General features: G+C 72.4%; 29 protein-coding genes and 1 pseudogene. 20 read left to right on the top strand and 10 right to left on the bottom strand.

Annotated elements, in window-relative coordinates:
* Positions 1-132 precede the first annotated feature (132 nt).
* Positions 133-1,134, bottom strand: a complete 1,002-nt coding sequence (locus ACGFT1_RS17975) for a helix-turn-helix transcriptional regulator (RefSeq protein ID WP_373909940.1) — start codon at positions 1,132-1,134, stop codon at positions 133-135.
* Positions 1,135-1,222: 88 nt separating this feature from the next.
* On the opposite strand from ACGFT1_RS17975, the gene ACGFT1_RS17970 reads away from it, so the two are divergent.
* From ACGFT1_RS17970 to ACGFT1_RS17950, 5 genes are all read left to right on the top strand, one after another.
* Positions 1,223-1,621, top strand: coding sequence for a VOC family protein (locus tag ACGFT1_RS17970; RefSeq protein ID WP_373909939.1), 399 nt, complete (start codon positions 1,223-1,225; stop codon positions 1,619-1,621).
* Between the two features lie 149 nt (positions 1,622-1,770).
* A complete protein-coding gene (locus tag ACGFT1_RS17965; RefSeq protein ID WP_373909938.1) occupies positions 1,771-2,553 on the top strand; it encodes an MEDS domain-containing protein in 783 nt (260 codons plus the stop codon).
* Complete coding sequence (locus ACGFT1_RS17960; RefSeq protein WP_373909937.1) at positions 2,550-3,509, top strand: anti-sigma factor RsbA family regulatory protein; 960 nt, start codon at positions 2,550-2,552, stop codon at positions 3,507-3,509. The genes ACGFT1_RS17965 and ACGFT1_RS17960 overlap by 4 nt, the downstream gene beginning before the upstream one ends.
* A gap of 69 nt (positions 3,510-3,578) precedes the next feature.
* The gene (locus ACGFT1_RS17955) at positions 3,579-3,761 is read left to right on the top strand and encodes a hypothetical protein (RefSeq protein WP_373909936.1); all 183 of its coding nucleotides are present in this window, start codon (positions 3,579-3,581) and stop codon (positions 3,759-3,761) included.
* Between the two features lie 62 nt (positions 3,762-3,823).
* Positions 3,824-4,267 (top strand): glutaredoxin domain-containing protein, encoded by a 444-nt coding sequence (locus ACGFT1_RS17950; RefSeq protein WP_373909935.1) that lies wholly within the window; start codon positions 3,824-3,826, stop codon positions 4,265-4,267.
* Between the two features lie 62 nt (positions 4,268-4,329).
* Here ACGFT1_RS17950 and ACGFT1_RS17945 read toward each other — a convergent pair whose 3' ends face one another.
* Entirely contained in the window at positions 4,330-4,962 is a 633-nt protein-coding gene (locus ACGFT1_RS17945) for an AAA family ATPase (protein ID WP_373909934.1), read from the bottom strand.
* 43 nt (positions 4,963-5,005) lie between these two features.
* Positions 5,006-6,112 (bottom strand): hypothetical protein, encoded by a 1,107-nt coding sequence (locus tag ACGFT1_RS17940; RefSeq protein ID WP_373909933.1) that lies wholly within the window; start codon positions 6,110-6,112, stop codon positions 5,006-5,008.
* Between the two features lie 319 nt (positions 6,113-6,431).
* On the opposite strand from ACGFT1_RS17940, the gene ACGFT1_RS17935 reads away from it, so the two are divergent.
* The 4 genes from ACGFT1_RS17935 (at position 6,432) to ACGFT1_RS17920 (ending at position 9,815) form a co-directional block, all read left to right on the top strand.
* The gene (locus tag ACGFT1_RS17935; RefSeq protein WP_373909932.1) at positions 6,432-6,584 is read left to right on the top strand and encodes a hypothetical protein; all 153 of its coding nucleotides are present in this window, start codon (positions 6,432-6,434) and stop codon (positions 6,582-6,584) included.
* Between the two features lie 345 nt (positions 6,585-6,929).
* Positions 6,930-8,096, top strand: coding sequence for an alanine--tRNA ligase-related protein (locus ACGFT1_RS17930; protein WP_373909931.1), 1,167 nt, complete (start codon positions 6,930-6,932; stop codon positions 8,094-8,096).
* Positions 8,097-8,181: 85 nt separating this feature from the next.
* Positions 8,182-8,826: a dihydrofolate reductase family protein gene (locus ACGFT1_RS17925; RefSeq protein WP_373909930.1), complete on the top strand. Its 645-nt coding sequence runs from the start codon at positions 8,182-8,184 to the stop codon at positions 8,824-8,826.
* A gap of 104 nt (positions 8,827-8,930) precedes the next feature.
* Positions 8,931-9,815, top strand: a complete 885-nt coding sequence (locus tag ACGFT1_RS17920; protein WP_373909929.1) for an aminoglycoside phosphotransferase family protein — start codon at positions 8,931-8,933, stop codon at positions 9,813-9,815.
* Here the strand turns inward: ACGFT1_RS17920 and ACGFT1_RS17915 are convergent.
* Positions 9,740-10,897: an MFS transporter gene (locus ACGFT1_RS17915; RefSeq protein ID WP_373910104.1), complete on the bottom strand. Its 1,158-nt coding sequence runs from the start codon at positions 10,895-10,897 to the stop codon at positions 9,740-9,742. The genes ACGFT1_RS17920 and ACGFT1_RS17915 overlap by 76 nt on opposite strands.
* A gap of 596 nt (positions 10,898-11,493) precedes the next feature.
* Between ACGFT1_RS17915 and ACGFT1_RS17910 the strand changes: the two genes are divergently transcribed.
* Positions 11,494-11,835 carry a hypothetical protein gene (locus ACGFT1_RS17910; RefSeq protein WP_373909928.1) on the top strand — a complete coding sequence of 114 codons (342 nt, stop codon included), beginning with the start codon at positions 11,494-11,496 and terminating at the stop codon, positions 11,833-11,835.
* 56 nt (positions 11,836-11,891) lie between these two features.
* On the opposite strand, the gene ACGFT1_RS17905 is transcribed toward ACGFT1_RS17910, so the two are convergent.
* Positions 11,892-12,092: a hypothetical protein gene (locus ACGFT1_RS17905; RefSeq protein WP_373909927.1), complete on the bottom strand. Its 201-nt coding sequence runs from the start codon at positions 12,090-12,092 to the stop codon at positions 11,892-11,894.
* A gap of 48 nt (positions 12,093-12,140) precedes the next feature.
* A complete protein-coding gene (locus tag ACGFT1_RS17900; protein ID WP_373909926.1) occupies positions 12,141-13,064 on the bottom strand; it encodes a Ku protein in 924 nt (307 codons plus the stop codon).
* Positions 13,065-13,541: 477 nt separating this feature from the next.
* Here ACGFT1_RS17900 and ACGFT1_RS17895 point away from each other — a divergent pair, with 477 nt between their 5' ends.
* Together ACGFT1_RS17895 and ACGFT1_RS17890 are read left to right on the top strand one after the other, a co-directional pair.
* A complete protein-coding gene (locus ACGFT1_RS17895) occupies positions 13,542-13,775 on the top strand; it encodes a hypothetical protein (protein ID WP_373909925.1) in 234 nt (77 codons plus the stop codon).
* 254 nt (positions 13,776-14,029) lie between these two features.
* Complete coding sequence (locus ACGFT1_RS17890; RefSeq protein WP_373909924.1) at positions 14,030-14,572, top strand: MOSC domain-containing protein; 543 nt, start codon at positions 14,030-14,032, stop codon at positions 14,570-14,572.
* A 790-nt stretch (positions 14,573-15,362) separates the two neighbouring features.
* On the opposite strand, the gene ACGFT1_RS17885 is transcribed toward ACGFT1_RS17890, so the two are convergent.
* Positions 15,363-15,800, bottom strand: a complete 438-nt coding sequence (locus ACGFT1_RS17885) for a MarR family winged helix-turn-helix transcriptional regulator (protein ID WP_373909923.1) — start codon at positions 15,798-15,800, stop codon at positions 15,363-15,365.
* A gap of 207 nt (positions 15,801-16,007) precedes the next feature.
* Between ACGFT1_RS17885 and ACGFT1_RS17880 the strand changes: the two are divergent.
* The 7 genes and pseudogenes from ACGFT1_RS17880 to ACGFT1_RS17850 form a co-directional block, all read left to right on the top strand.
* Positions 16,008-16,272: pseudogene (locus ACGFT1_RS17880) on the top strand (hypothetical protein); the annotation flags it as partial.
* A gap of 128 nt (positions 16,273-16,400) precedes the next feature.
* Positions 16,401-17,297: an STAS domain-containing protein gene (locus tag ACGFT1_RS17875; RefSeq protein ID WP_373909922.1), complete on the top strand. Its 897-nt coding sequence runs from the start codon at positions 16,401-16,403 to the stop codon at positions 17,295-17,297.
* Complete coding sequence (locus ACGFT1_RS17870) at positions 17,294-17,578, top strand: STAS domain-containing protein (protein ID WP_373909921.1); 285 nt, start codon at positions 17,294-17,296, stop codon at positions 17,576-17,578. Before ACGFT1_RS17875 ends, ACGFT1_RS17870 begins: the two co-directional genes overlap by 4 nt.
* The gene (locus ACGFT1_RS17865; protein ID WP_373909920.1) at positions 17,578-18,021 is read left to right on the top strand and encodes an anti-sigma regulatory factor; all 444 of its coding nucleotides are present in this window, start codon (positions 17,578-17,580) and stop codon (positions 18,019-18,021) included. The genes ACGFT1_RS17870 and ACGFT1_RS17865 overlap by 1 nt, the downstream gene beginning before the upstream one ends.
* Positions 18,018-18,344: a hypothetical protein gene (locus tag ACGFT1_RS17860; RefSeq protein ID WP_373909919.1), complete on the top strand. Its 327-nt coding sequence runs from the start codon at positions 18,018-18,020 to the stop codon at positions 18,342-18,344. Before ACGFT1_RS17865 ends, ACGFT1_RS17860 begins: the two co-directional genes overlap by 4 nt.
* Positions 18,341-20,194 (top strand): PP2C family protein-serine/threonine phosphatase, encoded by a 1,854-nt coding sequence (locus ACGFT1_RS17855; RefSeq protein WP_373909918.1) that lies wholly within the window; start codon positions 18,341-18,343, stop codon positions 20,192-20,194. Before ACGFT1_RS17860 ends, ACGFT1_RS17855 begins: the two co-directional genes overlap by 4 nt.
* On the top strand, positions 20,172-21,359 hold the full coding sequence (locus ACGFT1_RS17850) for a PP2C family protein-serine/threonine phosphatase (protein ID WP_373909917.1): 1,188 nt from the start codon (positions 20,172-20,174) through the stop codon (positions 21,357-21,359). Before ACGFT1_RS17855 ends, ACGFT1_RS17850 begins: the two co-directional genes overlap by 23 nt.
* Before the next feature lie 29 nt (positions 21,360-21,388).
* Here ACGFT1_RS17850 and ACGFT1_RS17845 read toward each other — a convergent pair whose 3' ends face one another.
* Both ACGFT1_RS17845 and ACGFT1_RS17840 read right to left on the bottom strand, forming a co-directional pair.
* The gene (locus tag ACGFT1_RS17845) at positions 21,389-21,895 is read right to left on the bottom strand and encodes a MarR family winged helix-turn-helix transcriptional regulator (RefSeq protein WP_373909916.1); all 507 of its coding nucleotides are present in this window, start codon (positions 21,893-21,895) and stop codon (positions 21,389-21,391) included.
* A 252-nt stretch (positions 21,896-22,147) separates the two neighbouring features.
* Positions 22,148-23,356, bottom strand: coding sequence for a phosphatidylserine/phosphatidylglycerophosphate/cardiolipin synthase family protein (locus tag ACGFT1_RS17840; protein ID WP_373909915.1), 1,209 nt, complete (start codon positions 23,354-23,356; stop codon positions 22,148-22,150).
* A gap of 202 nt (positions 23,357-23,558) precedes the next feature.
* Here ACGFT1_RS17840 and ACGFT1_RS17835 point away from each other — a divergent pair, with 202 nt between their 5' ends.
* Complete coding sequence (locus ACGFT1_RS17835) at positions 23,559-23,801, top strand: hypothetical protein (RefSeq protein ID WP_373909914.1); 243 nt, start codon at positions 23,559-23,561, stop codon at positions 23,799-23,801.
* A gap of 768 nt (positions 23,802-24,569) precedes the next feature.
* Here ACGFT1_RS17835 and ACGFT1_RS17830 read toward each other — a convergent pair.
* Positions 24,570-25,853 carry a PAS domain-containing protein gene (locus ACGFT1_RS17830; protein ID WP_373909913.1) on the bottom strand — a complete coding sequence of 428 codons (1,284 nt, stop codon included), beginning with the start codon at positions 25,851-25,853 and terminating at the stop codon, positions 24,570-24,572.
* Between the last annotated feature and the right edge of the window lie 65 nt (positions 25,854-25,918).

The following is a 25,918-nucleotide window of genomic DNA, read 5'->3' as shown; positions in this document are numbered from 1 at the left end:
CGGGACATGGAGTACCGGCCGGCCGTCATCGAGCACGGAGTCGGCCGGTGTGATGACCCCCGGGGGCGGCGAAGGCCTGGACGCGGCGACCGATCACCCCACCCCGTCAGGGTGCAAGCGCACGGCCGGACGTTATACCGCAGGCGGTCTTTGTCGGGCCGAGTCCGCGAGCCGCGCGGCGAACGCGGTGACGAGTCCGCGGAGTTCGTCCGGTCGCTCGATGACGAACGGACGGTCGAGCGAGGCGAGTACGGCAGGCAGCCAGTCGAGCCGGTCCACACGCATGTCGACGCGGCACCAGCGCTCGGTCCCCGGATCCGGGCCACCCTCGGACGGCAGCTCCTCCACGATCGCGACACCGGCGGGAAGCCGGGCCCGGACGTACTCGGCCGTCCCCTCGACCCGCACCGTCACCTCGTGCCGGTACGGAGCGGTGGCCAGTGCCGACAGGACGCGCTCCGCCGGATCCCACCCCGCGGGCGGGTCGAACGTGCCGGGCAGGATCCTCGCGCCGGCGATGCGATCCAGCCGGAAGGTGCGTTCCTCGCCCGCCGCGTCATCCACACCGGTCACGTACCACCTGCCCGAGTGAGCGACGAGTCCATACGGGTGCACCGTGCGCTCGCTGCGCCGGCCGTCGGCGGCGATGTACCGGATCGAAACCGGCCGGTGATGGCGCACCGCGTCGGCGATCGGGAGCAGGATGCCGGACGCCGGGGCCGGCGAGCGGCCGGACGGAGCCGTGAAGGTGAGGGAGTCGAGTACGGCGTCGAGCCTGCGACCGAGCCGTTCCGGCAGGACTCGCCGGATCTTGGCCGCTGCCGTCTCGCTCGCGGTGCCCGTGGCGGTCATCAGACCGGCCCGCTGACCGGCGACCAGGCCGAGCAGTACGGCGAGGGCTTCGTCGTCGCTCAGCATGAGTGGCGGCATTCGGTAACCGGAGGCGAGCCGGTAACCGCCGTGGCGGCCCCGCACCGATTCGACGGGTACGTCGAGGTCGAGGAGGTGATCGGCGTACCGCCGCACCGTGCGCTCGTCGACGCCGAGCCGGGCGGCGAGTTCGGCCGCGGTCCGCAGGCCGCCCGACTGCAAGAGCTCCAGCAGGGTGAGCACGCGCGCGGTGGGTCGGGACATGCCGAGAAGTCTCTCGCGGATACCGGGCGGATCCCGTCCGGTATCCGCTTTAGCGTGTGATCACAAGCACCGAGCGCTGGAGAGACCCGTGAACTTCGTTTCGATCCGCATCATCACAGGCGACGTCGCCCGCCTCGTCGACTTCTACGAGCTCGCCACCGGAGTGGGGGCGGACTGGTCCACCGAGGATTTCGCCGAGCTCAGGACCGCCTCGGCGACCCTCGCCATCGCCGGCGTCCGCACCGTGCCCCTGTTCGCGCCGGGCGCCGCCCGGCCGGCCGACAACCACAGCGTGATCATCGAGTTCCTCGTGGACGACGTGGACCGCGTGCACCAGGACCTGACCGGGTCCGTGGCGGACCTCGTCCAGGCGCCCACCACGATGCCCTGGGGCAACCGCTCGCTCCTCCTCCGGGACCCTGACGGCAACCTCGTCAACTTCTTCACCCCGGTCGCCGCAGCCGCCTTCGCCGAGTTCGCTCACTGACGAAGCGCAGCCACCGCGGGCGCCGGCTCTCCGCCGGTCCGGCTTCGGCGGTGATCGGTCCGTACTCGGGCGGGTGATGCCGACCGCGACGAGTCGGTGGCGGGCGCCGTCGTGCGTGCCAGTAGGGTGAGAGTCTGAGGGGAGGAGCGGTGAGAGCGGCGCGCACTTTGGCGAGACTCGACGAGGTCGGCACTGGTGACCACGTCTGCCAGCTGTTGGGTCCGGCGGACGATGTCAAGGACCGCAGCCGGGCCTTCGTCGCGGACGGGGCCCTGTTCGGTGACAAGGTGGTGATCGTCGGTCCGGCCGCGGAGGCGACCAGCGAGTTCGCTCCCAAGGTGCTTGATCCGGCGCGGCTGGCAGGCTCCCTCCTCGCCGCGGTGCGCCGCGAGGCCGTCAGTGCCGGGCGGGAGGGGTTCCGCTCGCTTCGGGTGCTCCACCATGTGACCCCGGACGGCTCACCGGCGCAGTCGGAGGAGCTTCTGCGCAGTGAGCTGGAGCTGGAAGAGTTCGCCGCCGACAGCGGCGCTCTGGTGGTGTGCGTCTACAGCAGTGCCGACTGGGGCGCGTCTACACTGGACAAAGTCAGATGCGTGCACCCCCACCACCTGGGCAGCCGTCCGGCATCACCCGCATTCCAGGTGTACCGGACGGGAAAGGACGGCTGGACGGTGAACGGGGTTATCGACGCCGAAGGCGCCCCGGCCTTCGCCGCCATCCTGCGGACGCTGCTCGCCCGTACGGCGACGGTGCGCCTGTTCTGTCAGGCCCTGGACTTCTTGGATGCCGCCGGGATGAGCGCCTTGGCCGGCGCGGCCGGACATCTGCCGGACCGCAAGGTCATCCTGGAAGGAACGAACGAGACCGTGCGGCTGGCCTGGGAACTCTCCGGGTTCGCCGCGCCCGTAGTCCCGGTGGTGATGACGCCGTGACCTCCTCCCGCCCCACCTCCACGTCTTCCGCTTCCGGGACCGGTTACCGGCACGAGCTGTACCCGTACCGCGGAAGGGACGAGTTCGTCGAGGGCACCATGGGCTTCATCCAGGAGGCACTCGACGAAGGCGAGGCCGTCGTCGTGGCCGTCCCGCACGACAAGGCGTCCCTGCTGCGTGCCGAGATTCCCGAGGACGGGGCGGTGCGCTATGTCGACACCACCCCCACGGCGCACCATCCGGGGCGGCTCATCGGAGCCTGGCAGGAGTGGATCGAGGAGTACGTCTCCCAGGGGCGTCCGGTGCGCGGCATCGGCGAATCCCCCTGGGAGGAGGCCCGCAGCCAGGCCGAGGTGGAGGAACTGCGGTATCACGAGTGGCTGCTCAACAAGGCCTTCGCGCACAGCCCCGCATGGTGGCTGCTGTGCCCCTACGACACCGCCGGCGAGAAGGCCGCGCTGGAGAGCATGACCCGCTGCCACCCCGAGATCCGCGCAGACGGCCGCACCACCTCGAGCCCGGACTACAGCCAGCACGCCGCGTTCGACTTCACCGCGCTGACCGGGCCCTGCGACCCGTACGACGAATTCTCCTACGCCCCCGGCGGCCTTCCCGCGCTGCGGGAGAAGATCACAGCCTGCGCCGAACGCCACGGGCTGAGCGGGCGGCGGCTGCGCGAACTCCACCTGGCCGCCACAGAGGTCGCCACGAACAGCATCCGGCACGGTGGAGGCGAGGGCGTGCTGCGCACCTGGAGCGAGGAGCGCCGGCTGATCTGCGAGTTCCGCGATGCCGGATACATCGAGGATCCCCTCGCCGGACGCTCCAGGCCCACCGGCACGCAGCTCGGCGGACGGGGTCTGTGGCTCGTGCACCAGCTGTGCGACCTCGTCGAGATACGGTCCACGCCGCAGGCCGGTACCACGATCCGCCTCCACACGGAACTGCCCGGCTGACCGCGGTGAACCGATGTGCACGCCGTCCCTGACGGGGCACTCGGCTCCCAGAGACGAGGGGAGCCCGATATGGCTGACGACGACTTCTACACACGTGATCGCCCGGACAATCCGCAGTACGTGGAGGACCGCCCGCGGGGCGGGGGCCCGGAAGACACCCACCGGAGGAATCGCCGGGGCGGCAAGTCGGTGTGGATGGTCATCCTGCTGATAGCCGTGGTGGTCGTACTCCTGGCACTCTTCATGCCCTGAGCCGTCGGGTGCCTGACTGGTTCGCCGAGGAGAGTTCCGGCCTCGCGCTAACCTGCCTCACCATGATGCGAGCCTGGTTCCTACCGGTACTGCTGCTGCTCTGCGGATCGGTCGTTGCGGCCGGGCTGGTCTCCAGTGGGAGCCCCGGCCCAGCCGCATCGGTCCTGCTGCTGTTCGTGCTGTTCGCAGGGGTGAACTCGCCTCTGGTGTTCCCGAGGTCGATCGGCGCGCTGGAGGCACGACGCCGTAGCGCGGTCGACGGCCGGCCGGTCGTGTTCTGGCGGCCGGGGTGCACCTACTGCCTGCGGCTGCGCATCCGGCTGGGCGGTCGGGCCCGCCAGTTGCACTGGGTCGACATCTGGCGCGACCCCGCCGGAGCGGCTGCGGTGAGAGCGGTCAACGATGGCAACGAGACCGTACCGACCGTCCTGGTGGCGGGCGTGCCGCATGTCAACCCCGCCCCCGCATGGGTACGCGAACAGCTGCCCCCGCCGCGCGATAAGTGAGCGCGGTGCCGTACCGGAGCGGACGCGGGACCGTGCCTGCCCTGACCAGTGGCCGACGGCGCTCAGTCGAGACGGATGTGCTTGATCCCCGTCCAGGCGCGCCGCGCGTGCCCCCGTAGCGGTCCCTCCCCGTTCGGGACGAGCGCCAGGCCGGCGGTCGCGGCGACGTGGTCGGCGACCTGGGGCACAGTGAGGTGGTCGGTCCATACCTGCCGCGCGAACTCCTCCGCTCGCAGGCGCTCCAAGCAGAGGTCGAGCTTCGACACCGCGAAGCTCTCCCGGCGCAAGGGGGCGTCCCTTCCCGCGATCAGTCGGGCAGCGTGTCCGAAGCCGCGTCTTCGCAGCCGTCGCAGCACCGTCTCGCGCCCGGCGAGCAGGGCGAAGTGCCGGACATCGTGACCGCGCTCGCGCAGCCGGCCGACGGTCTCCCGGAAGTACGCCGGCTCGACCACCGTCATCGGCACGATCACCGTCCCGCGGTGCCTGCTCAGGACGTGGTCCAGTACGTCGAACACCCCCTGCCGCCAGGCCGCGAGGTCCTGGAAGTCTCCACGCAAGGGCGGGGGCATCATCCGGTGCAGTCCGAAGCCGACGTGTTCGGGATCGCAGACGACGCTGTCCGCCAGCCGGCGTCTGAGTTCGTAGGCGGTCTGTGTCTTGCCGCCACCGAAGGGGCCGTTGATCCACAAGAGCATGCACCCGACCCTACGGGGACTCGCCCTTGCGGGTGCACGTCTCTCAGATGGCGTACGGCCAGACGGTGAGCATGTACGCGCCGTACCAGCAGCCGAACAGCGCGCCGCCGGTCACCGCGATCGCGACCGTGGTGGTGCGTGCCCGGGCGAGGGCACGGGCGAGGGGTATGAGGAAGAGTACGGCGGGGAGCGTCAGGCGCAGTTTGGAGTGGTAGAAGCTGGTCTGCCCCAGCGTCAGGATCAGGATGCCGGAGCCGTGGACGAGGAGGGGCGGCCAGGTGTTCCGGCGCCAGGTGACGGCGGTGGCGTCGACCAGGGCCAGCAGGAGGACGGCGGTGCTGACGGGCACCCACCCGTCGCCGTGCACCAGCGTCTCGCCGAGGAAACGCAGGAAGGACCTGCCACTGTCCCAATGGGTGCCCCAGCCGGCCTGCTCGATACTGAACCAGGCATCCGGCCGGCCGGCCCGCCGGCCCACCCACCAGAGGTAGCCGGGCGTGCCCGCGCAGGCGAGTGCGACGGCGGCGAGGGGGCGCCAGGCGGGCCGGCGTGTCCTGGTCAGGGACAGGGCGACGGCGACGGCGAGGGCCGCCACGACCGCCACGCCGGCCGGCCGCGTCAGGCCGGCCAGCATGGCGGCGGCACCGGCGGTGAGCCACGCCTGCCGCCGGACGGCCAGCAGGGTGGCGGCGGACAGCGCGAGGAACAGTGATTCGCTGTAGGCCATGACGAAGGCGAGCGCCATGGGTTGCGCCGCGGCGAGCAGTACGACCGCGATGAGTGCCGTACGCCGTCCGTGGAGCCGGGTCAGCAGCAGGTCGGCGAGGACCAGCGCGACGGCGAAGGCCAGGTTGGCGGTGACGATCGCGGCCGTACCGTAGTCGAGGCGGGTCACTGTGTGGACGGCCCGGATCAGTAACGGGAACAGCGGGAAGAACGCGAGATTGTTGCCGGTGAGCCCGCCCGAGGGCGCATAGGTGAAACCTTCGGGATAGCCGTGCGCGGCGATCTCCGTGTACAGCCGGCCGTCCCAGGCGAGCAGGCGGTCGCGGAGGCCGGGCCCGTCCGGCGGGCTCATGACCGCGAGGACGACGAGGTGCAGGAGCGTGGCCGCGCCGTAGATCACGAGTGCGGGCCATGCCTCGCGCACAAACCGATGAGGACGCGCACCGACCCGCTCCTTCGGCGGCGCCTCGCCGATCGACTGCGCCGGGCTCCGGAACGAGCGACGTCTCACCTCACTTCTCACCGCCTCGGGCCGTGGGACAGGTGTGGTCCGATACTGCGCCTGATCTGCGCCTGCGGCGACTCAGGTCACCGGCCGGCGGGCTGGTGGGAGCGGTGGGCGACGTGTCGGGCCGGATGGGACCTGCCGATTCGGCGGGTGCGCGGCCGGTCTCCTGAGTTGGCGTCCGGCCGCGGCGGTACGACCCTGGAAGCATGAACCCCGCCCGGAGGACGGACCGGCGATGAGCTGGCCGGCGCAGCTGAATCCGCAGGTGGCGCAGGTGATCGCGGTCTTCGCGGGCATCGGGCTGGTGTGCTTCTACGCGCTGCTGGTGATGCTGGTCCGCAAACTCCATGGCAGGCCCGTCAGCGGCCTGCCGCCGAGGGACCGTTAGCGCGTCACGCCTTGGCCCACTCGCCCCTCGATCCCGTGCGTCCGGCCGGTCGGTGAGCACCGATGACGGCACTCGGTGCCGGTGCCGTCCGGGCGGGAGGAAAAGCGGGTGACCGAGGGGACGGGACGCGTTACCTTCTCCGCTATGAACGTCACGGGCCGCATCATCACCGCGACCGCGCGAGCGACCAGCTCGCCGGTTGCCGCCGCCTGACGTACTTCCCCGTCCCACCGGCGACCGGACACGGTCCGCCGGTGGTTCCCTGGCGTTCTCCGCCCGGTTCCGACGCCTGTGCGGACGTGCTGTCCGGTGCCTCCCCCGCCCCACCCGCGAAGGAGCCACCCCGTGCACACCGACCAGATCGTCCGCACGTTCATCGAGTACTACGAGGACCGCGGCCACCGCCGCATCACCGGCTCGACTCTGCTGCCGCCGCCGGGAGACCCCGTGCTGTTCACCACCTCGGGCATGCACCCGCTGACCCCCTACCTGGAGGGGCGCCCGCACCCGCTCGGCAGGAGGCTGGTCAACGTACAGCGGTGTCTGCGCACCACGGACCTCGACGAGATCGGCGACAACACCCATCTGACCGTCTTCGAGATGCTCGGGTCCTGGTCGCTCGGTGACTACGGGGGCCCGTCGAGCCTCGGCTGGGGCTACGGCCTGCTCACCGAGGGCTTCGGCATCGATCCGGGGCTGCTCCATGTCACGGTCTTCGGTGGCGACGACCAGGCCGGTCCGGACACCGCCTCCCTGGAGCTGTGGCAGGGGCGCGGGGTGCCGGTGGAACTCACCGTCGAGGACAACTGGTGGTCCAACGGACCGACCGGCCCGTGCGGCCCCGACTCGGAGATCTTCCTGTGGACCGGCGACACCCCGCCGGAGTCGACGCCCACCTGCGACGAACGCTGGGTGGAGGTGTGGAACCACGTGATGATGCGCTACCGGCGGCTCGCCGACGGTTCGCTCGTGCCACTCCCCCAGCACAACGTCGACACCGGCCTCGGCCTGGAACGACTGGCCTCGCTGTTGCAGGGCCGGACGTCGGTCTTCGATTGCGACGTCTTCGACCCCTGGCGGCGCCTCGTGCCCGCCCTGTGGCAGCTGGACGAAGTGTCGACGCGGTTGGTCTGCGACCACATCCGCTCAGCCGTTGTGGTGATCGGCGACGGGGTCCGCCCCGCCGGCACCGGCCGCGGCTACGTACTGCGCCGCCTGCTGCGGCGGGTGCTCACCGTGCTGCGGCGGGACGATCCGTCGCGCGGCCTGGGAGACCTGCCGGACGAGCTGGTCCGGCACACCCTGGACCTCTTCCGTCAGGATGAGGGTCCGGACGTCGTTCGCCGGGTCCTGCTGGACGAGGAGGAGCGTTTCGGCCGCCTCCTGGAACGCGGCCGGCAGGTACTGGCCCGGCCGCGCTTCCGGGGCCCGCTGAGCGAGGAGGACCTCCACCACCTCCACGACACCTACGGCCTGCCGCGTGACCTCGTACTGAACCTTCGGCCGCGGTGACGGCCTGCCCGGCCCGGGGGGCGGCGATGAGTTTCCCTGGGCCGGAGAGTCTCCTCACCGTCATCACCACCAAGAGGAGGAACACGTGCCCCAGCTGCTGAGGGTCCAGAATTTCAGCGTGTCGAGCGACGGCATCGGTGCCGGCGCGGACCAGAGCCTCGAGCGTCCGTTCGGCCACGTCGCCCCGGAGAGGCTGTTCGCCTGGGCCGGCGCCACGGCGAGCTGGCCCATGCGCACCGATCCCGGGGGCAGCCGGGGTCTCGACGACTACCTCACCCGGGACTACGCACGCAATATCGGTGCCGAAATCATGGGGCGCAACAAGTTCGGGCCCCAGCGCGGGCCCTGGCTCGACGACGAGTGGCGTGGCTGGTGGGGCGACGAGCCCCCGTTCCGCACCCCGGTGTTCGTCATGACCCACCACGTACGTCCGTCGTTCACGCTGTCCGACACCACGTTCCACTTCGTCGACGGCGACCCGGCCGCGGTCCTCCAGCGGGCGCGGGAGGCGGCGCAGGGCAAGGACGTCCGGCTGGGCGGCGGGGTCACCACCATCCGGCAGTTCCTCGACGCCGGCCTCGTCGACACCATGCACGTGGCGGTATCACCGGTGAAGCTCGGTTCGGGACTACGGCTCTGGGAGTCACCCGATGAGCTGCTCGACCGGTTCCACCTGGACGTCGTCCCCAGCCCGAGCGGCGTGACGCACTACCTGTTCTGGCGCAAGTGACCGGGCCTCACGGCTCGACCGGACCGAGGAGCTGAAAAAAGGACTCCGGTCCTCGGTCCGGCTGTGCGACGATCCCGGCAGGAGATCAAGTGGGTGGGGGCGCGATGCACGCGGACCGAGTGGAGACCGACGCCGGCCTGGTCCGGCGGCTGCTGCGTGCCCAGTTCCCCGAGTGGGCCGACCTGCCGGTCTCCCGGCTCGCCTCCGGAGGCACGGTCAACGCGATCTACCGGCTCGGCGAGGACCTGACCGTCCGGCTGCCGCTGCGCCCCGGCGGCGCCGAGGCCATCGCGCTGGAGGCACGGCTGCTGCCTCGGCTGGCCCCGCTGCTGCCGCTGCCGGTCCCGGAGGTGGTGGCGACCGGCGTCCCGGGCGAGGGCTACCCCCTGGCCTGGGCGGTGCACCGGTGGATCGAGGGACGCAACCCGGTCGAGGGTGAGCTGTCCGAGCCCGAACTCGTCGCCCGTGACCTCGCGGAGTTCGCGGTCGCCTTCCGCAAGATCGACCTACCCGGCGGTCCGCGCGCCCACCGGGGCGAGCCGCTGATCGCCGAGGACCAGGAGATGCGGGCGTCGATCGAGGCGTTGCGCCGCACCGACGAACCCTTCGACACCGACGGGATCACCGCGGCCTGGGAGGAGGCGCTCGCGGCACCGCGATGGGCGGGCCCGGCCTGCTGGACGCACTCCGACCTGATGCCGAGCAATCTGCTGCTCACCGGTGACCGTGTGTCGGCGGTCATCGACTTCGGCACCGTGGGCATGGGCGAACCGGCCACCGACCTCATCCCCGCCTGGAACCTGCTGCCCGCCTCGGCGCGTCAGGCGTACCGCGAGGCGGTGGATGTGGACGACGCGACCTGGGCGCGCGGCCGGGGCTGGGCGCTGTCCATGGCGGTCATCCAACTGCCGTACTACCGGGCGACCAATCCGATCATCTCGGCCAATGCCCGGTACGTCATCCGGGAGATCCTGCGTACTTCCGCGTAGGAGAGCACCGCGCAGGCCCCGGTGGTCAGCAGTCCGCCGGCGAGGAAGGTAGCGCGCACGTCGCCGAGCGACAGGATCAGGGCGCCGAGCATGGCCCCGGTCGCGATTCCGGCGTTGTAGGCACCGGAGTTCGCCGCGAGTGCGATGTCCGTGCGGCCCGGTGCGCAGTGCAGCATCGCGTTCTGGGTGGTCATGAACACCGGTCCGAGCGCGCCGCCCATCAGGACCAGGAACACCACCGCCGCCACGGGGTGGGTGCCGGTCGCGTACAGGCCGAGCATGCCCGCCGCCTGCGTGGCCACGGCGACGGTCAGGGCGGCCCACGGCCAGCGGTCCAGCAGTGCCCCGGTGATGCTCACCCCGGCCAGGCACGCACCACCGAACGCCACGAGCAGGACGGTGGCCGCCCCCGGGGAGAAGCCGCTCACACCGCTGAGGAACCGCACGATGTAGGTGTAACCCGCGAACGCTCCGGTGGCGGACAGCGTCCCGGCCGCCAGCACCGTCCCGAACCGGCGGGCGTCGGGACCGCTTCCGTACGCGGCGGGTTCTTCCTCCGGGCGTGAGGTCGGCAGCAGAACGGCGATCGTCACCAGGCAGACGAGTCCCAGGACGGCCGGCATGGCGACGGGGATCCGCCAGTCGCTCCGCCGGCCCAGCCAGGTCCCGGCGGGCACACCGAGCACGAGGGCGAGCGAACCGGCGACGGACAGCGCCCCCACCACACGCCCACGCACCCCGGGCGCGAACAGGCCCACCGCTACCGGCCCCATCACGGCCCAGAACAGCGCCTGGGCGAGCGCGGTCCACAGCCGCGCCACGAGAAGCAGCCAGTAGGAGGTGGCCAGCGCCGCGACCGGACCGGACACGACCAGCACGGCCAGGAGCCCCGTGAGCACATGACGCCGGGGCACGGCACGGGTGACGTGCGCGAGCGGCAGGGACGCGACGGCCACCGTCACGCCGTAACCGGTGACCAGGAGCCCCACCGCCGGCACTGGCACGCTCAGACTCTCGGAGATCAGCTCCAAGAGGCCGATCGGCAGGTTCTCCGCGGTGTTGAAGGTGAAAGCGGCCAGCATCAGGGCCGCGAGCACCGCCGACCCGCGCCACGGAGCCGGAGGCGCCGTGATCCCGCGGACACGTCCCGCCCTGCCCTGCCGCGCCTGCTCCGTCGCACCGTCCACAGGAACACCTCACCGGGCACACCGGCCCCGCCGCAACCGGATTCGGCCGCCGCGCGCAGTGCCGGCGGCGGTCGGCGGAAGAGGGACGTGGTCGGGGCCGGCGGCGCGGGTCCGGAGGGCGGTGTCCGACTCGCGAGTGGGGGGTTCGGCCCCGAGGATGGAGCGACACGACCACCTATTCCTTGGACGGCAGCATGTCGGTGAGACGACTCAGAGGTTCCGGAAGGGCCCGGCGCCGGATCGCCCTGGGGGGTGCCCTCGGCATCCTTCTGCTCGCGGGCGGGCTCTCGGGCTGTGGCGGCGGAAGCGGTTCGGGCGGCGGTTCCTCGTCCCCGGCGAGCGCTCCCGCTACGCCGAATGCCTCGTCTTTCTCCGGCACACCGCCGTCGGCATTGGCGTCCGCCGCCTCTTCGGCGATCAGCTCCGCCCGTGCTGCCGCCTCTGCCGCGGCGTCGTCGGCCTCGGCTCGGGCCTCCGAGTTCGAGGCATCCGTGGACGCCGAGACCCAGCGCAGGAGCACGGCGGCACAAAAGGCCCTGAAAGATGTCAAAGGGCAAGGAAACGCGCTGTCGGAAGTCGCTATGACCGGGATGCCGAAAGCGCAGACGGGCGGAGTACTCGCCGTCCTGGTCAAAATCACCAACAAGACCCGCAGCGAAGCCTCCTACGCCGTGCAGATCGACTTCAAGAACGCGTCCGGCAAGGTGGTCGAGACGCGGTACGTGGGCGCGGAACACCTGAAGCCCGGGGAGAGGAAACAGCCCATCGCGTTCAGTCATCAGCCACCCGAGCCGAAGCTGACGCCCGTTCTCGCCAAGGCGCAGCGCTACTGATCATTGACGCGGTGCGGTGTGGTGGGCCTGCGTGGAGCGGGTCGCAGGCGCGTGGGCTACCGCTCGTCGGGCCAGGTGGCCAGCACGTCGCCGCTCTCCTCGTCCGTGAGGGTGACGCGGGCGCCGGGCATGCCGCCGTACTCGCCGACCCAGCGCCGGAACTTGTCCCGCGCCGTCTCCTCACTGCCCCACCAGCCGTGCTGCACCGGTCTGCCGTCGGTGCAGAGCCGCAGGTGGTAGCGGCCGGAGCCGGTCATGTGCGGTGGGGCCCTCGCCGCCGGACCGGCTCACGGGTGCTCATACGGTCACGCACTTCTCGGCCGGCGTCCGGTCGTCTTCCTGGCCGCGGTCTTCTTGGCCGCCGCCTTCTTGGCCGGCTGCTTCTTCGCGGCCGGCTTCTTCTTCGGCGTCGCAAGCTCGTGCACGTCGGCCGGGCCGGCGTCCCCCGCGCGGGACGCCTTGGCCTTCTCCACCGACTCTTGCAACGCCGCCATCAGGTCGAGGACCTGGGCCGGCTGCTCCGGCGCCGGTGCTTCCGGCAGCGGTCTGTCCTCGCGTTTGGCCTCGATGATCCGCGCGATGGCCTCGGTGTAACGGTCCTGGAACTCCTCCCCTTCGAGCTTGTCGACGGTCATGGTGTCCATGAGGGCGAGCGCGCCCTCGATCTCGCCCTCGGAGACCTCCACCGGTGGCGGCAGCAGCTCGGCGGGCTCGCGGATCTCGTCGGGCCAGCGCATGGCGTGCAGGACCAGGACGTCGTCGCGTACTCGCAGCAGTCCCAGCCGTTCCCGACCGGACCAGGCGTACTTCGCCACGGCGACCTTGGCCGAACGGCTGAGTGCCTTGACGAGCAGCTTGTACGGCTTGGCCGCGACCTGGCCGGCCGGCTGGAGGTAGTAGCCCTCGGCGATCCGGATCGGATCCACCGAGTCGAGCGGCACGAACGCGTCGATCTCGATCGCCTTCGCGGTCGGCAGCGGCAGATTGCTCAGGTCCTCGTCGGTGATGGGAATGACCATGGTCTTGGTCAGCTCGTACCCCTTGCCGATCTCCTCCTGGGCGACCTCGCGGTCCTCCAGCTCGCACACCTTGCGGTAGCGGACCCGGCCCTGGTCGGGCAGGTGGTACTGGTGGAACCGGATGCTGTGGTCCTCGGTGGCGCTGACCACGTTGATCGGCACCGTGACCAGACCGAAGGAGATCGCGCCGGACCAGATCGTTCGGGGCATGGCTGTCCTTCCGCAGACGCCCCGAGCACCCTCAGGCTATGGACGCCGCAGCCGGTCCGCACGCGGAGGCGGCGCGACCTCCCCCGGGCGGGGGAACCCCCGGCGGGGTGCGCCAGGGATCTCCACCGGCCCGTCGGGCAGGCCCGGTCGCCGGCCGGGCCATGTGCGACTTGCCGCCGGACCCGCGCCCCGGACAGCTCCGCGCCCTCGGCCGGAGCGGCGGCGGCGATGCACGGCAGCAGGGTCGGCCCGATCCTGACGGTGGCGGCCAGGCGGGAGAGGACATCGAGCGGCACGCGCGGATGGTGGGCGAGTCCGCGCCGGACGTCGTGGCCACGGTCGGCAGCCAGCGCACGCATCAGCGTGTCGCCGATCGCCGGGTTCTCCGCGAGGTCGGCACGCACATCGGGTGCGGGGTCACCGGCGTGGCGGCGAACGGACGCACCGGCCGCGCTGCTGGAGGACCTGGCCCGACGGGTGCCACCGGTCCCGAAGGCCCTGCGCGAGGTCGCCCGGCATCCCCGCGCGACCGGCCCGGCGCTGCTCGCCACTCCGGCGGACGGGCGGGCACGGCCCACAACCGCCGGCCATCCGGCGCTGCCGCCGCGGGTCATCATCGGGCTGCTCGCCGACGACGACCGGCGAGTGGTGCAGGCGGCAGCCGCCGACCCGTCGCTCCCCGCAGCCGTGATGGCGCGCCTGGTGCCGTAGGTACCGGGCTGCGCCTGTCGAGGCCGGGACGGGGAGCCGCGTACGCGTCGGCGGTTCGCTGAGCGGGGTGGTGAGCAGGGTCCGGGCCGGGAGCGAGGGCTTTTCGGTCACGCGTGGGGGAATGGAGGGGAACGCCTCCCGTCACGCTCGCGCCGGGCGGTGGTATCCGGGCATGCCGCTCGACTGCGGTGCGGGGCCTGCGACCGGCGTTAGAGTCGTGGCTGAGCATTGTCGCCGAGGAGGGGGATCCGAGGATGAGCGGGACAGTGACGGCGGTCAGCAGCAACGGCGCGTACTCGTTCACCAAGCCGAACCGGGACAGCATCACGCTGCTCGCCGGGCTCGGTGTGGAGGGCGACGTGCATGCCGGGGTGACGGTCAAGCACCGTTCCCGGGTCGCCCAGGATCCCACCCAGCCGAACCTCCGTCAGGTGCACCTCATCCATGAGGAGTTGTTCGCCGAGGTCGGTGCGGAGGGATTCCGGGTGGCACCCGGTGACCTGGGCGAGAACATCACCACCAGCGGCATCGATCTGCTGGGCCTGCCGGTCGGCACGCTGCTGCGCATCGGCGACGAGGCGGTGCTGGAGGTGACCGGCCTGCGCAACCCGTGCCGGCAGATCGACCGCTTCCAGGCCGGACTGCTGAAGCGGGTCGTCGGCCGCGACGAAGCCGGGCGCCCCGTGCTCAAGGCCGGGATCATGAGCGTCGTGAGGGAGGGCGGCGCGGTGCGTCCGGGCGACACGATCCGAGTGGAGCTTCCCAGCGAGCCGCACCGGCGCCTGGCCCGGGTCTGACGTCCCTCCCCCGGCGGGCCGCCGCCTGACCCGCCACAACAACTTCCCTGGGGGCGCACATCGGCAGCGAGGTCATCGACTACACGGCCACCGACGTCGGCGCGGAGCTGCGCGAGCGGGCCGGCGACCGGGGCCCGGACGTGTGCATCGAGGCGGTCGGCATGGAAGCGCACAGCGACACCCTGGTGCACGCCTGCGACCAGGTGAAGCAGCATCTGCGGCTCCAGGCGGACCGCCCCACCGCGGTCCGGGAGGACATCCACGCCTGCCGCAAGGGCGGCACAGTCTTCGTGCTCGGCGTCTTCGCGGGCGCGGTCGACGGGTTTCCACTCGGCGCGGTCATCAACAAGGGCCTGACTGTACGCGGCGCCCAGCAGCACGGTCAGCGATACCTCCCGATGCTTCTCGACCGGATGGCGGCCGGGGAGCTGAGCACGTCCCATCCGGCGACCCATGGCGTGCCGCTGGACGAGGCGCCGCGGGCGTACGAGATGTTCAAGGACAAGCACGACGGCTGCGTGGGGCCGTCATCCGGCCCCAGCAACGAGAGCGGTGGCCGGGGCGGAGGCGCGCTGACCGGGGGCCGCCCTGTTGTCGGCAGTCTCCTTGCCCGGTCACGTGGGCAGCGGTGTTCGCCAGCAGCATCTCCCGGGCACTGCCAGGACCGCCGGGACGAAGCAGGCCCGGCGCGGCACGGGGCGCGTCCTCGGGATGCGTCCTCGGGATGGGTCTTCGGGATGCGTCTTGGGGGCGCGGCGGCGACCGCGGTGGTGGCGGGGTCGCCGATGGTTCAGGCGGTCCGGCTGCCGGAGTCCGGGACGTCGTCGGTCAGAATCTGCGTCGCCGCGGTGGCGCAGAACGCTTCCAGCCCCTCCAGGAGCGCGGTCCGCTTGGCCGCGGGCATGTCCGCCAGCACCGTGCGCAGCTCCCTCTCCCTGCGGCCACGCAGGTCGACGAGGAACGCGCGGCCCCGGCCGCTGAGATGCAACCGCACCTCACGCCTGTCCTGCGCGCTCACCACCCGCTCCACGAACCCTGCGGCCACCAGCCGGTCGCACAGGCGGCTGGTGGACGGCGGGGTGGACGCGAGAGACTCGGCGAGGGTGCGCAGGTTGATGCCGTCGTGGTGTTCCAGGATGTGCAGCACGCGCAACTGGGACGCGGAGGTGGGCGCGGTGGAGGCGCGACCCCACACGACTTCCAGCAGCTCGACGGCCGTGGTGGTCACACGCGCGACCTCATCGGGCTCTGGACGGCGGCGGAAGGCAGTCACGGTCACACTCTCGCAGGCACTGGGGCGCCTGTCAGCGTACTAGGCACACGCGCCCGCCACAGATGATCAGGGGCGACCGTCGCAGCCCCTTCACAACCTCGGCCCGGTGCGCCGCGGCCCGTACCTCGACCGGCGAGGCATAGAGGCGTCCCTGCTGCCCCTATCGGCGCCCTTCGCAACGCCCGCCGGGCCGGCATCCCGATCGCCGACGAGGCCGTCTGCGCCCGCTACCGCGGACACTGCTGGTTGTCGGTCCTGCTGCTCTCGACCCTGGCGGGGGCCGATCCGGTCCACCAGGCTGCCGCCCGCGGCCGAGGTGCCGCGCGCCATCCTGCGGGAGCCGGCCGGCCACCGGGGCGAGGCGGTACCGGAGGACGACGCCGTGAGCGTCTGCCTGGACCGGCACGGGAGGTCGGCCGACGGGTGACCGGGCGCGCGCGGTTGTGACGATCCCGTGTTGTTCCCCTCCAGCGCTCACGCTAATGTTTGCCATAAAGCAATAATTGTCGATGGCTCGTCGTTCGGCCGGCCGCAGGAGCCCACAACAGGGAGACGATGCAGGTGGCGGAGCACGACACGGCCTCCGAGGTGGCGCAACGGCTGGGCGGCTTCCTGGCACGGCGCCGCGAGCAGATCGCCCAGCGGTGGGCGGACGCCACCCTGTTCCGTACCGTCTTCATGGTCTCCCGCGGCGAGGCGGTCGAGGCGTGCGGGGCGGTGGTGGACGCCCTGGCCGAGGTGGCCCGCACCGGGCGGCTGGAGGACATCGAGGCCTCCGGTTTCAGCACCGTGAGGGAGCAGCTCGGCCGGATGTCCGCCTCCCGGGCCCGGGCCGGGTCCAGCCCGTCGCAGATCGCCGGTGAGGTCGCCGGCCTGCGCGAACCTGTGGCCGCGCTGCTGGACGCCGAGTTCGCGGATCCCGGTGAGGAGCAGGCGCACGCATGCCGGCTCGCGCTGACGGTCCTCATGGGCACGCTGCGTCTGGTGGTCATGGAGACGGCGGTCAGCGCGGGCGAGGACCTGATCGCCCGGCAGCGCCATCAGCTGCTGGAGGTGGCCACTCCGGTCATCCGGCTGTGGGACGGTGTCGTCGCCGTACCACTGATCGGGACCCTGGACAGCGCCCGCAGCCAGATCGTGATGGAGAGCCTGCTCGAAGCGATCGTGGACCAGAGGGCCCGGTTCGCGATCCTCGACATCACCGGTGTGCCGACCGTCGACTCGCTCGTGGCGCAGCACCTGATGCGGACGGTCGCCGCGGCCCGTCTGATGGGCGCGGAGTGCGTCGTCTCCGGTATCCGTCCCGCCATCGCGCAGACCATCGTCCAGCTCGGTATCGACCTGGGATCGATCATCACGCGGGCCGGCCTCGCCGACGCGCTGGCGTACGCGCTCGGCCGGCAGGGCATCGTCGTCTCTCCGGCACCGGCCGCGGGAGCGATCCCGCGGTGACCCGCTCGCCCGCCCCCCGACCGGTGCCGGTACCGGCGCTGGGAGACGTCCTGCTGGTCACCCTGCAAGGAGAGCTGCACGACGAGGCGGCCGAACGACTGCGGTCCGCCATCGTCCGTCGCATCGACTCCGGACCGGCGCCGGTGGGCGGTGTCGTGATCGACGTCTCCGGTGTGGAGATGGTCGACTCCTTCCCCGGCCGCGTCTTCGCCGAGATCGCGGGAAGCGCGCGCCTGCCGGTCACGCGGACCGCGGGCACACGCCCGGAAGAGGGTGCGTGATGCATGATCCCCTCTCCCCGACCGCGCGCGTGCCCATCGATTCGGAGGCGGATCTCTCCCGGGTGCGCCAGCGGGTGCGTCAGGCCGCTGCCGACCTCGGTTTCCGGCTGGTCCAGCAGACGAAGCTGGTGACCGCGGCCAGTGAACTGGCCCGGAACACCCTCGTCCACGGGGGCGGCGGACACATGGAGATGACGCCGCTCGGGGACGGGGCCCGCCGGGGACTGCGGCTCTCCTTCGTCGATTCCGGCCCCGGGATCCGGGACGTCGAACGGGCCATGACCGACGGGTACACCACCAACGACGGCCTGGGCCTCGGTCTGGGCGGGGCCCGGCGGCTCGTCCGGGAGTTCGCCCTCGACACCGGCCCGGGCCGGGGCACCGCCGTCACCATCACCGACTGGGCTCCCGGCCTGCCCTCACCCCGTACAGGTGCGTCATGAAGGCGTGGGCCGTGGCGGTCGTGGCGCCGGTCGCCACCGAGCCGGCGTCCGGCCTCGTCGGGCACGCGAACGGTGGTCACACCGGCGTGCGCGCGGCCGGCCCGCCCGGCCCCCTCGCGGACGGCGCACCGTGCGTGCGGATCGCCTCGCCCGCCCACGGACCGGGGCTCCGGGACGTGCCGGGCCTTCCACACGTGCCGGGCCTCCCGCACGTGCCGGCGGCGCGCCGTGTCCCGTGGGACGCCGGCGGCGCCGTACGCCTCCCGCGCGACGCCAGCAGTGTGGCCGTACTGACCCCCGACCCTCCGGACGGACGTCCATGACCGCAACCCCTGATGTCTGGAAGATCGCGTCCGTCGGCGACGCGGCCCGGGCCCGCGTGGCCGTCGACCGCGTCGCCACGGACGGCGGCGCGCCGGCGCTGGACCGCGCCCGCCTGCTGACGTCGCTGACGGCACGGCTGCGCCGCTGCCTCGGCCAGGGCGGCACGTGGGAACTCGCGCTCCACGCCCGGCAGGGCACGGCCGGCCGGGCAGGCCGGCTCGAGGTCTCGCTGCGGCGGGCCGGCTCACCGGTGCCGGGCCCGGACGACGAGCCGGCCCTCGTCTGCTCCCTGCCGCACCGGCCCGCACCGGACGGCCCGGCCGACGACACGACCCTGCCCGAGGCCCTGCTGCGCGCCGACGAGAACACCGGGGCCGTCCTGGAGGTCCTGGACGAACAGGAACGCCTCGTCCGGCTGCACCTGGAGGAGCTGCACCAGACCAACCAGGGCGTCCTGGCGCTGCACTCCGACCTGGAGGCCGCGGCGCTGGCCCAGCGCGAACTCCTCGAGGCCGAGCGGACCGCGCGCGCCGAGGCCGAGCGGGCCCGGCGGCTGCTGACCTTCCTCGGGGACGCCAGCGCCGCCATCACGGCGTCGCTGAGCCGTACGGCCATCCTGCGCCGTCTCTCCGACATGCTGGTCCCGGAGTACGGGGAGCACCTCGACGTGTGGCTCTTCGACGAGGAGGACGGGGAGCAGCAGGAGTACGGCACGGACGCGCACCACCTGCGGGAGCGGCCGGACGCCGCGGTCGCCGCCGCCCGTACCGGCCGTCCCCACCACGCCGCCGCCCACCCCGGGAGGCTGCCCGGCACCGAGGACCTCCCGCCGTCCGCACCGTTTCCGCAGCGCCCGGTGCTCGCCATCCCCCTGGTGGCGCACCGTCAGCTGGGGGTCCTCACCCTCACCGCGCCCGGGCCGCGCTTCGACGCGGACACCACGGTGATGCTGGTCGAACTCGCCCGCCGGGTCGGTGTCGCCCTGGACAACGCGCGCCGCTACGAGCAGTACCGCGACACCGCCGAAACCCTGCAACACGCTCAGCTGACCGACCTGCCCACCGTGTCCGGTCTGCTCCTGGCCGCGCGCTACCTCCCCGCCACCCGTGGTCTGAACATCGGCGGCGACTGGTACGACGCCTTCCTCCAGCCGGACGGCAGCCTGCTGGCCGTCATAGGCGACGTCACCGGGCACGGTCTGCACGCCGCCGTGGTCATGGGCCAGCTGCGCACGGCGCTACGGGCGTACGCCGTCGAGAACGACAGCCCCGGCGACATCCTCACGCACCTGCACCGCATGCTCCGGCACCTGCAACCGGAGCTGTACGCCACCGCCATGATCGCCCGTTTCCGGCCGGGTGAACCGGAGGTGGTCTGGGCGTCGGCCGGTCACCCACCCGCCGTGGTGCGCGACGCCGACGGCACCGTGCGCGTGCTGAACGCCAAGCCCGGTGTGATGCTGGGCATCCCCGTGCCCTACGCGTACGCGGACCACCGGGCGGATCTGCCCGCCGGTTCGTCCCTGGTGCTGTACACCGACGGCCTGGTCGAACGCCGGGCGCAGGGCATCGACCCCGGCATCGAGCGGCTCGGCCGTGCGCTGGGCACGCTGAGCACCGCCGAGCTGGAACAGGATCCGGACGCCGCGGCCGACGCGCTGCTCAAGCCCCTGCTGCACGACTCCGAACGCGACGACGACGTCTGCGTGCTGATGTGCCACACCGTGTCACCGTCCGGGCGGGAGGGGGCGGACCGGCGCCCGTCGCCCACCCGGCGTCCTGGAGGCGAACGTTCTCGGGGTAGCGTGGAGGACACGAGGCGAGAGGGTGGATGGTGTGAAAGCTTCTGAACCGCTCCCGTCGGCGGAGGCGCTCCTGCGCGCGGCCGCGCCACACGCCCTGGTCGCCACGGCCCGCCGCATCCTCGCCGAGGGTGTCGGAGCGCAGGAGGTGACCCTCCTGCTCGCCGACTACGGCCTGTCGGTTCTGCAACCGGTGTCCCACCTGCCGCACACGGGTACCCCCGTCTCCGCCCACGACGGTCCCGCCGGCAGCGCCTTCCTCACCCAGAACCCGGTGATCGAGGTCCTCCGGGAGCCGGCCGGCCATCTGGTGCATCTGCCCATCACGGTGCGCGGCGACCGTCTGGGCGTGCTCTCCGTGCGCCTGCCGGCGGGGGCCGCCGGCCCGGACACCGTGCTCCAGCTCGGTGGATTCGCCACGGCACTGGGGCATGAGGTCACCACCGCCGGCCGCGACACCGACCTCTATCTCCAGGCCCGTCGCACCCGCCGTCTCACCCTGGCCGCGGAGATGCAGTGGCAGCTCCTGCCCGGCCGGGGCTGCTCCCGCGACGAGTACGTCATCGGCGCCCACCTGGAACCCGCCTACGCGATCGGCGGGGACAACTTCGACTGGTCCACCACCGCCGACCGCCTGGTCCTCACCGTCACCGACGGCATGGGGCAGGGCATCGACGCCTCCCTGCTCACCAGCCTCGCCGTGGGCGCGCTGCGCAACGCCCGCCGCGCCGGCATCGGCCTGGCCGACCAGGCGTCCCTCGCCGACCAGGCCGTCTACGCCCAGCACGGCGGCAAGATGTACGCCTCCACCCTGCTGCTGGCGTTCGACCTGGCCACCGGCGCGGCACGTGCGGTGGACGCCGGCTCGCCCCAGCTGTTCCGCCAGCGCGACGGCCATACCGAGCGGATCGAGCTGGAGGCCCAGATGCCGCTGGGGATGTTCGAGGAGACGGTCTACGAGGAGCAGGCCTTTCAGGTCGAGCCCGGCGACCGGCTCCTCGTGGTCAGCAGCGGTGTGCACGGGACGCGGTCGACGGCCGGCGACCTCTTCGGCGAACAGGCCCTGCGCCTGATCCTCGGCGCCACCCGTTCCGCACCACCGCACGAGACGGCCCGCGCGGTCGTCGCCGGGCTGATCGAGCACCACGGCAGCAAGGAACTGATGTCCGACGCCGCCGTGGTCTGCCTCGACTGGCACGGCCCGCCCGCCTGACGCCGAGCGGCGCTCCGGCGCGCGGCGCTTCAGGGTTCGGGACCCTCGGTCCCCCGGCCTGGGCCGGCCTGAGCGGCCATGAACGCCCGCATCCCCCGGCTCAGCGCGTCCCGTTCGCCGGGCGTCATGGCCGCGAGGACGGCGGCGAGCGCCTGGGACCTGCGCGCGGCCACCTCGTCGAGGACGTGCCGGCCGGGTCCGGTGAGGACCAGCCGCACCTCCCGCCGCCTCTGCGGATGCAGCAGACGTTCGAGGAGACCGGCTGCCTCCAGCCGGTCGCACAGCCGGCTGGCGGTCGGCAGCCCTATCTCCATCCCCTCGGCCAGAGCGGTGAGATTGAGCCCCGGCTGTGACTCCAGGATCCGAAGGGCCCTCAGCTGATGGGGCGACAGCCGAAGGCTCGCCCCCTGGGCGGCCACCGACCACAGGTTCGCCAGACCGTCCGCGGCATCGGTGATCTCCAGCGCGACGGACAAAGGGTCGTCGTCCCCCGGTCCGCCCGGCCGGTCGTCCCCCGAGCCAGTGAGACGAGTCACGAACACATCGCTTTCAGTAATAGCCTGCCCATACGGATACCACCCTCATCCTGACGCGGTTACCCGACGAGCCGCCGGGCAAGCACCGCCGGCGGGGCCATCGTAAGAGCTGAGGTGACCGGAACAGCTCATTCCCGGGCGACAACCATTGCCTGAGGGAAACTTCTTCGTATCTGCCCGTCCGTACCCGGGCAAGAGGCGGGACCGGCTCCGCCCGGCAGCCCCGACCAGGCCGGGGGCCCGGTCGGGAGGTCACAGGAAGCGGCGGACCGGGGTGACGGCTGCCTCCTTGGCGCGCTGGAGGAGCGCGCGCCGTCTCCACCGGGCGAGGTCGATGGCCACGCTCCGCCGCAGGTCCTCGTCGTAGTCCCGGTCGAGTTCGGCGGTGAACGTCTCGTCCAGGACGGCGAGCATGACCTCTTCGTCGTGGTCCATGGACCTGCGGTTGAAGTTCGTGGAACCGATCAGGGCGGCGACCGAGTCCACCGTGATGATCTTGGCGTGCATCATGGTCGGCTGGTACTGCCGGATGTGCACGCCCGCCTGGAGGAGGCGGGTGTAGTGGTGCTGGCCGGCGAGCTGGCAGGCGCGCTGGTCGGTGTGCGGGCCGGGGAGCAGGATCTCCACGCGCACGCCGCGCCGGGCTGTCTGGCACAGGAGGTCGATGAAGTACGTGTCGGGGGCGAAGTAGGCGGTGGCGAGGCGGAAGCGCTCCTCGGCAGAGGTGAGCATGACCCGGATGAGGGTCTGCATGTCCTGCCAGCCGATGCTCGCCGAGCCGCGCACGACCTGCACGACCGACGAGCCGGCCTGTCGGTGCTCGGTGAAGCGGTCGCGGTCGTCGAAGAGTTCGTCGTGGCACTCGGCCCAGTTCTGCGCGAACGCGGCCGCGATGCCGTCCACGGCCGGACCACGCACCTGGACGTGGGTGTCACGCCACTCGCCCGGCCCGCGGGCGTCGCCGCACCACTCCTCCGCGATGCCGACACCGCCGGTGAACGCGGTGTCCTCGTCGACGATCAGGGCCTTGCGGTGACAGCGGTGGTTCTGCTTGAACGGCGACAGCCAGACGGGCCTGCGGAACCAGGCCACCTGCACACCCGCCGCGTCCATGAGGTCGAGCAGGTCCCGCTCGATCTCCTTGGCGCCGAAGCCGTCGAGCAGCAGGCGCACCCGTATCCCCTCGCGGGCGCGCTCGGCGAGGGCGGTCGCGAAGTCACGGGCGATCTGGCCACGCCAGTACACGAACGTCATCATGTCGATCGTGTGCCGGGCCGACCGGATCGCCCCGAGCATCGCGGGGAAGATCTCGTCGCCGTTGCGCAGGGGAAGCAGTTCGTTGCCCTCGGTGGCGGCGATGCCGATCAGCCGCTCCAGACGGCGGCGCAGTCGCTGCTTGCGGGCAGCCGCGTCGGACGCGGTGCCACGGGCGGGAGCTGCCGGTATGCCGTCGAGGATCACGCAGGTACTCCGTAGGGCCGGGGGCACGGATGGGTGCGGGCTTCGCCGGACGAGCCCGCAGAATCGCATGCCCGGCGGGCCGTGTCTCACTCCCCCCGAGCCGGGCCGCACCGGCCGGGGGCGGGGAACGACCGCAGGTCTACCCGATCGGGCGGTGAGTCCGCCGGCCGGTGCGTCACGCGCGCGACTAGCATCTGTTCCCGTGGCAGACGTCCCCGATGAGCTGATCAGGCTGGAACGATGCGCCCAGGAGGAACGGGCCGCGCTCGCCGGCCTCACCGGTGACGAGTACGAGGCGCAGTGGCGTCGCTGGCGGGCGGCGTCCGAGGCGGCGCGGGCGGCCGTCGCCCGGCGCGCCGAGGCCACGGGGGCCGACGAGCACGAGCTGGAACAGGCCGTGCAGAAGGCCGTCCGGCAGGGCCAGGAGGACCCGGCCGTCGAGTAGGGGCCCGGCGGGCGGCCGCGCCCGGCGCCCTCCCCTCACCCCACCGCGCCGCTCAGCCGGTGGTGACGACGCGCGCCCACGGTGGCGGGGTGTCCGGGGCGTCCTCGGCGTTCTCCTCGTCCACGGCACCACCGGGGAGGTGGAACAGGCCGACGACGGTGCGGCAGGACGGCTGCCGGGAAGACCACGGCGTCTGACCGTCCGTCAGGGGGACGATCGCGTACGGGCGTGGCCGGGAGCGCAGCGCCCGGGCGTGGCAGGGCGGAGCCGGAGCGCAGGTCCGTCCCCCCGCCGCCGATCAGTTCGATGTCCCCCGGCGCGGCAGGCCGCCGCGTCGCAGGGGATCACCGAGACCGGGCCGCGCCGCCCGCCCACCGCCCGCGCGCTCGCCGCCACGTCCAGCAGCGCGCCGCCCGGTTCGGCGTCGCTCACCGAGCCGGAGGTGCCGATGGCGAAGCGGACCCGGGGGTGTGCGGCGCAGGCCCCGGCAGCAGTACCCCCGGGGGCCCGGCCGAACGCCGCGAAGGGCGACGGTGGCTGTGCTTGCCGCCGGCCCCCGGCGCGGCCGCCACCGAGCGGGCCGCCGCGCCGAGCAACTGCCGCCACGGTGTCGGCGGGTGGTGGCATCGGTTCCGTGGCGGTCGCGCAGGCGCGCAGATCGAGAGCGCTGCCGACGCGGGCGGCTGCGCAGGCCCCCGCCCGGTCACCGGCCGAGCGGCGCGCGGTCGCGGTCGCGGTCTCGATCCGCGACGCCCGGCACGGGCCTGCTCACACCGGACTCAGTGGATGGGCCGCCGTGGCGGAGCGCGGCGGCCAGGCCTGGGGGGAGAGGATGCCGAGCACGTAGGCGCGGGCGACCAGGGCGGGGCGGGTGGGGGCGTCCAGCAGGTCGCGCAGCCGGCTCAGGTGGTAGTCGACCGTCTGCCGGGAGAGGTGCAGCGTTCCCGCGATGTCCGCGTTGCTGTGCCCGGCGGCCAGCAGGGCGAGGATGCGTACCTGGCTGGCCGTCAGTGACGGTTGTGCCTCGTGGCGCAGGCCGACGTGGGTGATGACGGCCCAGACACTGGGCACGCGTTCCGCGGCGTGGCGCACGGCGTTCAGGTGGACCCGCACCCGGCGCTGCCGGCTGTCGCCGTCGACCAGTACCGCGGAGGTCCGGGCGCTTCTGCGCCGGCCGCCGACGAGGTCGTGCCAGATCCGGTGCACCGCGGTGCGTTCGGGTGTCCTCGCCAGCAGGGTGTCGGCCGGCATGCCTATGAGGTCGGAGAGGCGCACGCGCAGGAGTTCGGCGACCGCGGTGCCGGCCTCCCCCACCAGTCCGTCGGTGGACAGGCGGACGCAGAGGAGGCCGCTGTGGTCGCGCAGGGCTCTCAGGTCCTCCTCGGCCCGGCGCCGCTGGGACAGCGCCCGGGTGTAGTCGGTGACGTCGACGTAGATGCCCGCCACACAGCGGTGGCCGCCCCAGCGGACGGGGAAGCGGTACCCGGCGGCCTGCCCGGCCGTTCCGTCGGGGCGCCGGTAGGTGAGGGTGTGCCGTAAGGGCCGGCCCTCGGTCAGTACTGCCCGGTCCAGGGCGAGGAACCGGGTGACGTCGTCGGGTTCGTCGATCTCGGCGAGGTGGCGGCCGATCACGGCGTCGCGCGTCGTGCGGTACAGGTGGGCGTAGGCGTGGTTGGCCCACAGGTAGCGGCCTGTGGCGTCGCGCACGAAGGCCGCGGCCGGGGTGAGGTCGGCGAACGCGGCGTACGGGTTGTCCTCCGGCCGGCCGCTCACCGCGACGGCCGCCCCCCTGCCGCCGCCGGTGCCGGCCCCGTCGTGACGGGACGGCCAGTTGACGTGGAAGGTACGGCCCTCGAAGCGCATCTGGTAGGGCGCGTCGGGGGTGCCGGACGGCCCGCCGCGGCCGGCGCGGAGGGCTTCGAGGAAGCGGCGCACGGTCCCGTCGTCATCGAAAGCGCCACCCCCGCTGTCGACCACTCCCAGCCCGTCGTCGGCCTCCCACCAGGACACCGGAAGGGGCGCGAGCAGCGTCTTGAAATCGGCCTCGTCCACGGCCCAACTCCTTCAATGGTCCACCACATCACGTTGAGTGACACAGCATGCGTATCCCGTGGCGG

This window comes from Streptomyces sp. Y20, from assembly GCF_043195475.1.
Lineage (GTDB): Bacteria > Actinomycetota > Actinomycetes > Streptomycetales > Streptomycetaceae > Streptomyces.
Note: the sequence above shows the minus strand (reverse complement) of the source record. Positions and strands in the feature narration are given on the sequence as shown.

Excerpts from the sequence above, each read along its gene's own strand:
- ACGFT1_RS17875 (WP_373909922.1), top strand. The coding sequence starts at position 16,401 with ATGCAGGTGGCGGAGCACGACACGGCCTCCGAGGTGGCGCAACGGCTG.
- ACGFT1_RS17950 (WP_373909935.1), top strand. The coding sequence starts at position 3,824 with ATGATGCGAGCCTGGTTCCTACCGGTACTGCTGCTGCTCTGCGGATCG.
- ACGFT1_RS17915 (WP_373910104.1), bottom strand. The coding sequence starts at position 10,897 with ATGCTGGCCGCTTTCACCTTCAACACCGCGGAGAACCTGCCGATCGGC.
- ACGFT1_RS17860 (WP_373909919.1), top strand. The coding sequence starts at position 18,018 with ATGAAGGCGTGGGCCGTGGCGGTCGTGGCGCCGGTCGCCACCGAGCCG.
- ACGFT1_RS17945 (WP_373909934.1), bottom strand. The coding sequence starts at position 4,962 with ATGCTCTTGTGGATCAACGGCCCCTTCGGTGGCGGCAAGACACAGACC.
- ACGFT1_RS17855 (WP_373909918.1), top strand. The coding sequence starts at position 18,341 with ATGACCGCAACCCCTGATGTCTGGAAGATCGCGTCCGTCGGCGACGCG.
- ACGFT1_RS17865 (WP_373909920.1), top strand. The coding sequence starts at position 17,578 with ATGCATGATCCCCTCTCCCCGACCGCGCGCGTGCCCATCGATTCGGAG.
- ACGFT1_RS17900 (WP_373909926.1), bottom strand. The coding sequence starts at position 13,064 with ATGCCCCGAACGATCTGGTCCGGCGCGATCTCCTTCGGTCTGGTCACG.
- ACGFT1_RS17920 (WP_373909929.1), top strand. The coding sequence starts at position 8,931 with ATGCACGCGGACCGAGTGGAGACCGACGCCGGCCTGGTCCGGCGGCTG.
- ACGFT1_RS17890 (WP_373909924.1), top strand. The coding sequence starts at position 14,030 with ATGAGCGGGACAGTGACGGCGGTCAGCAGCAACGGCGCGTACTCGTTC.
- ACGFT1_RS17955 (WP_373909936.1), top strand. The coding sequence starts at position 3,579 with ATGGCTGACGACGACTTCTACACACGTGATCGCCCGGACAATCCGCAG.
- ACGFT1_RS17975 (WP_373909940.1), bottom strand. The coding sequence starts at position 1,134 with ATGTCCCGACCCACCGCGCGCGTGCTCACCCTGCTGGAGCTCTTGCAG.
- ACGFT1_RS17905 (WP_373909927.1), bottom strand. The coding sequence starts at position 12,092 with ATGACCGGCTCCGGCCGCTACCACCTGCGGCTCTGCACCGACGGCAGA.
- ACGFT1_RS17935 (WP_373909932.1), top strand. The coding sequence starts at position 6,432 with ATGAGCTGGCCGGCGCAGCTGAATCCGCAGGTGGCGCAGGTGATCGCG.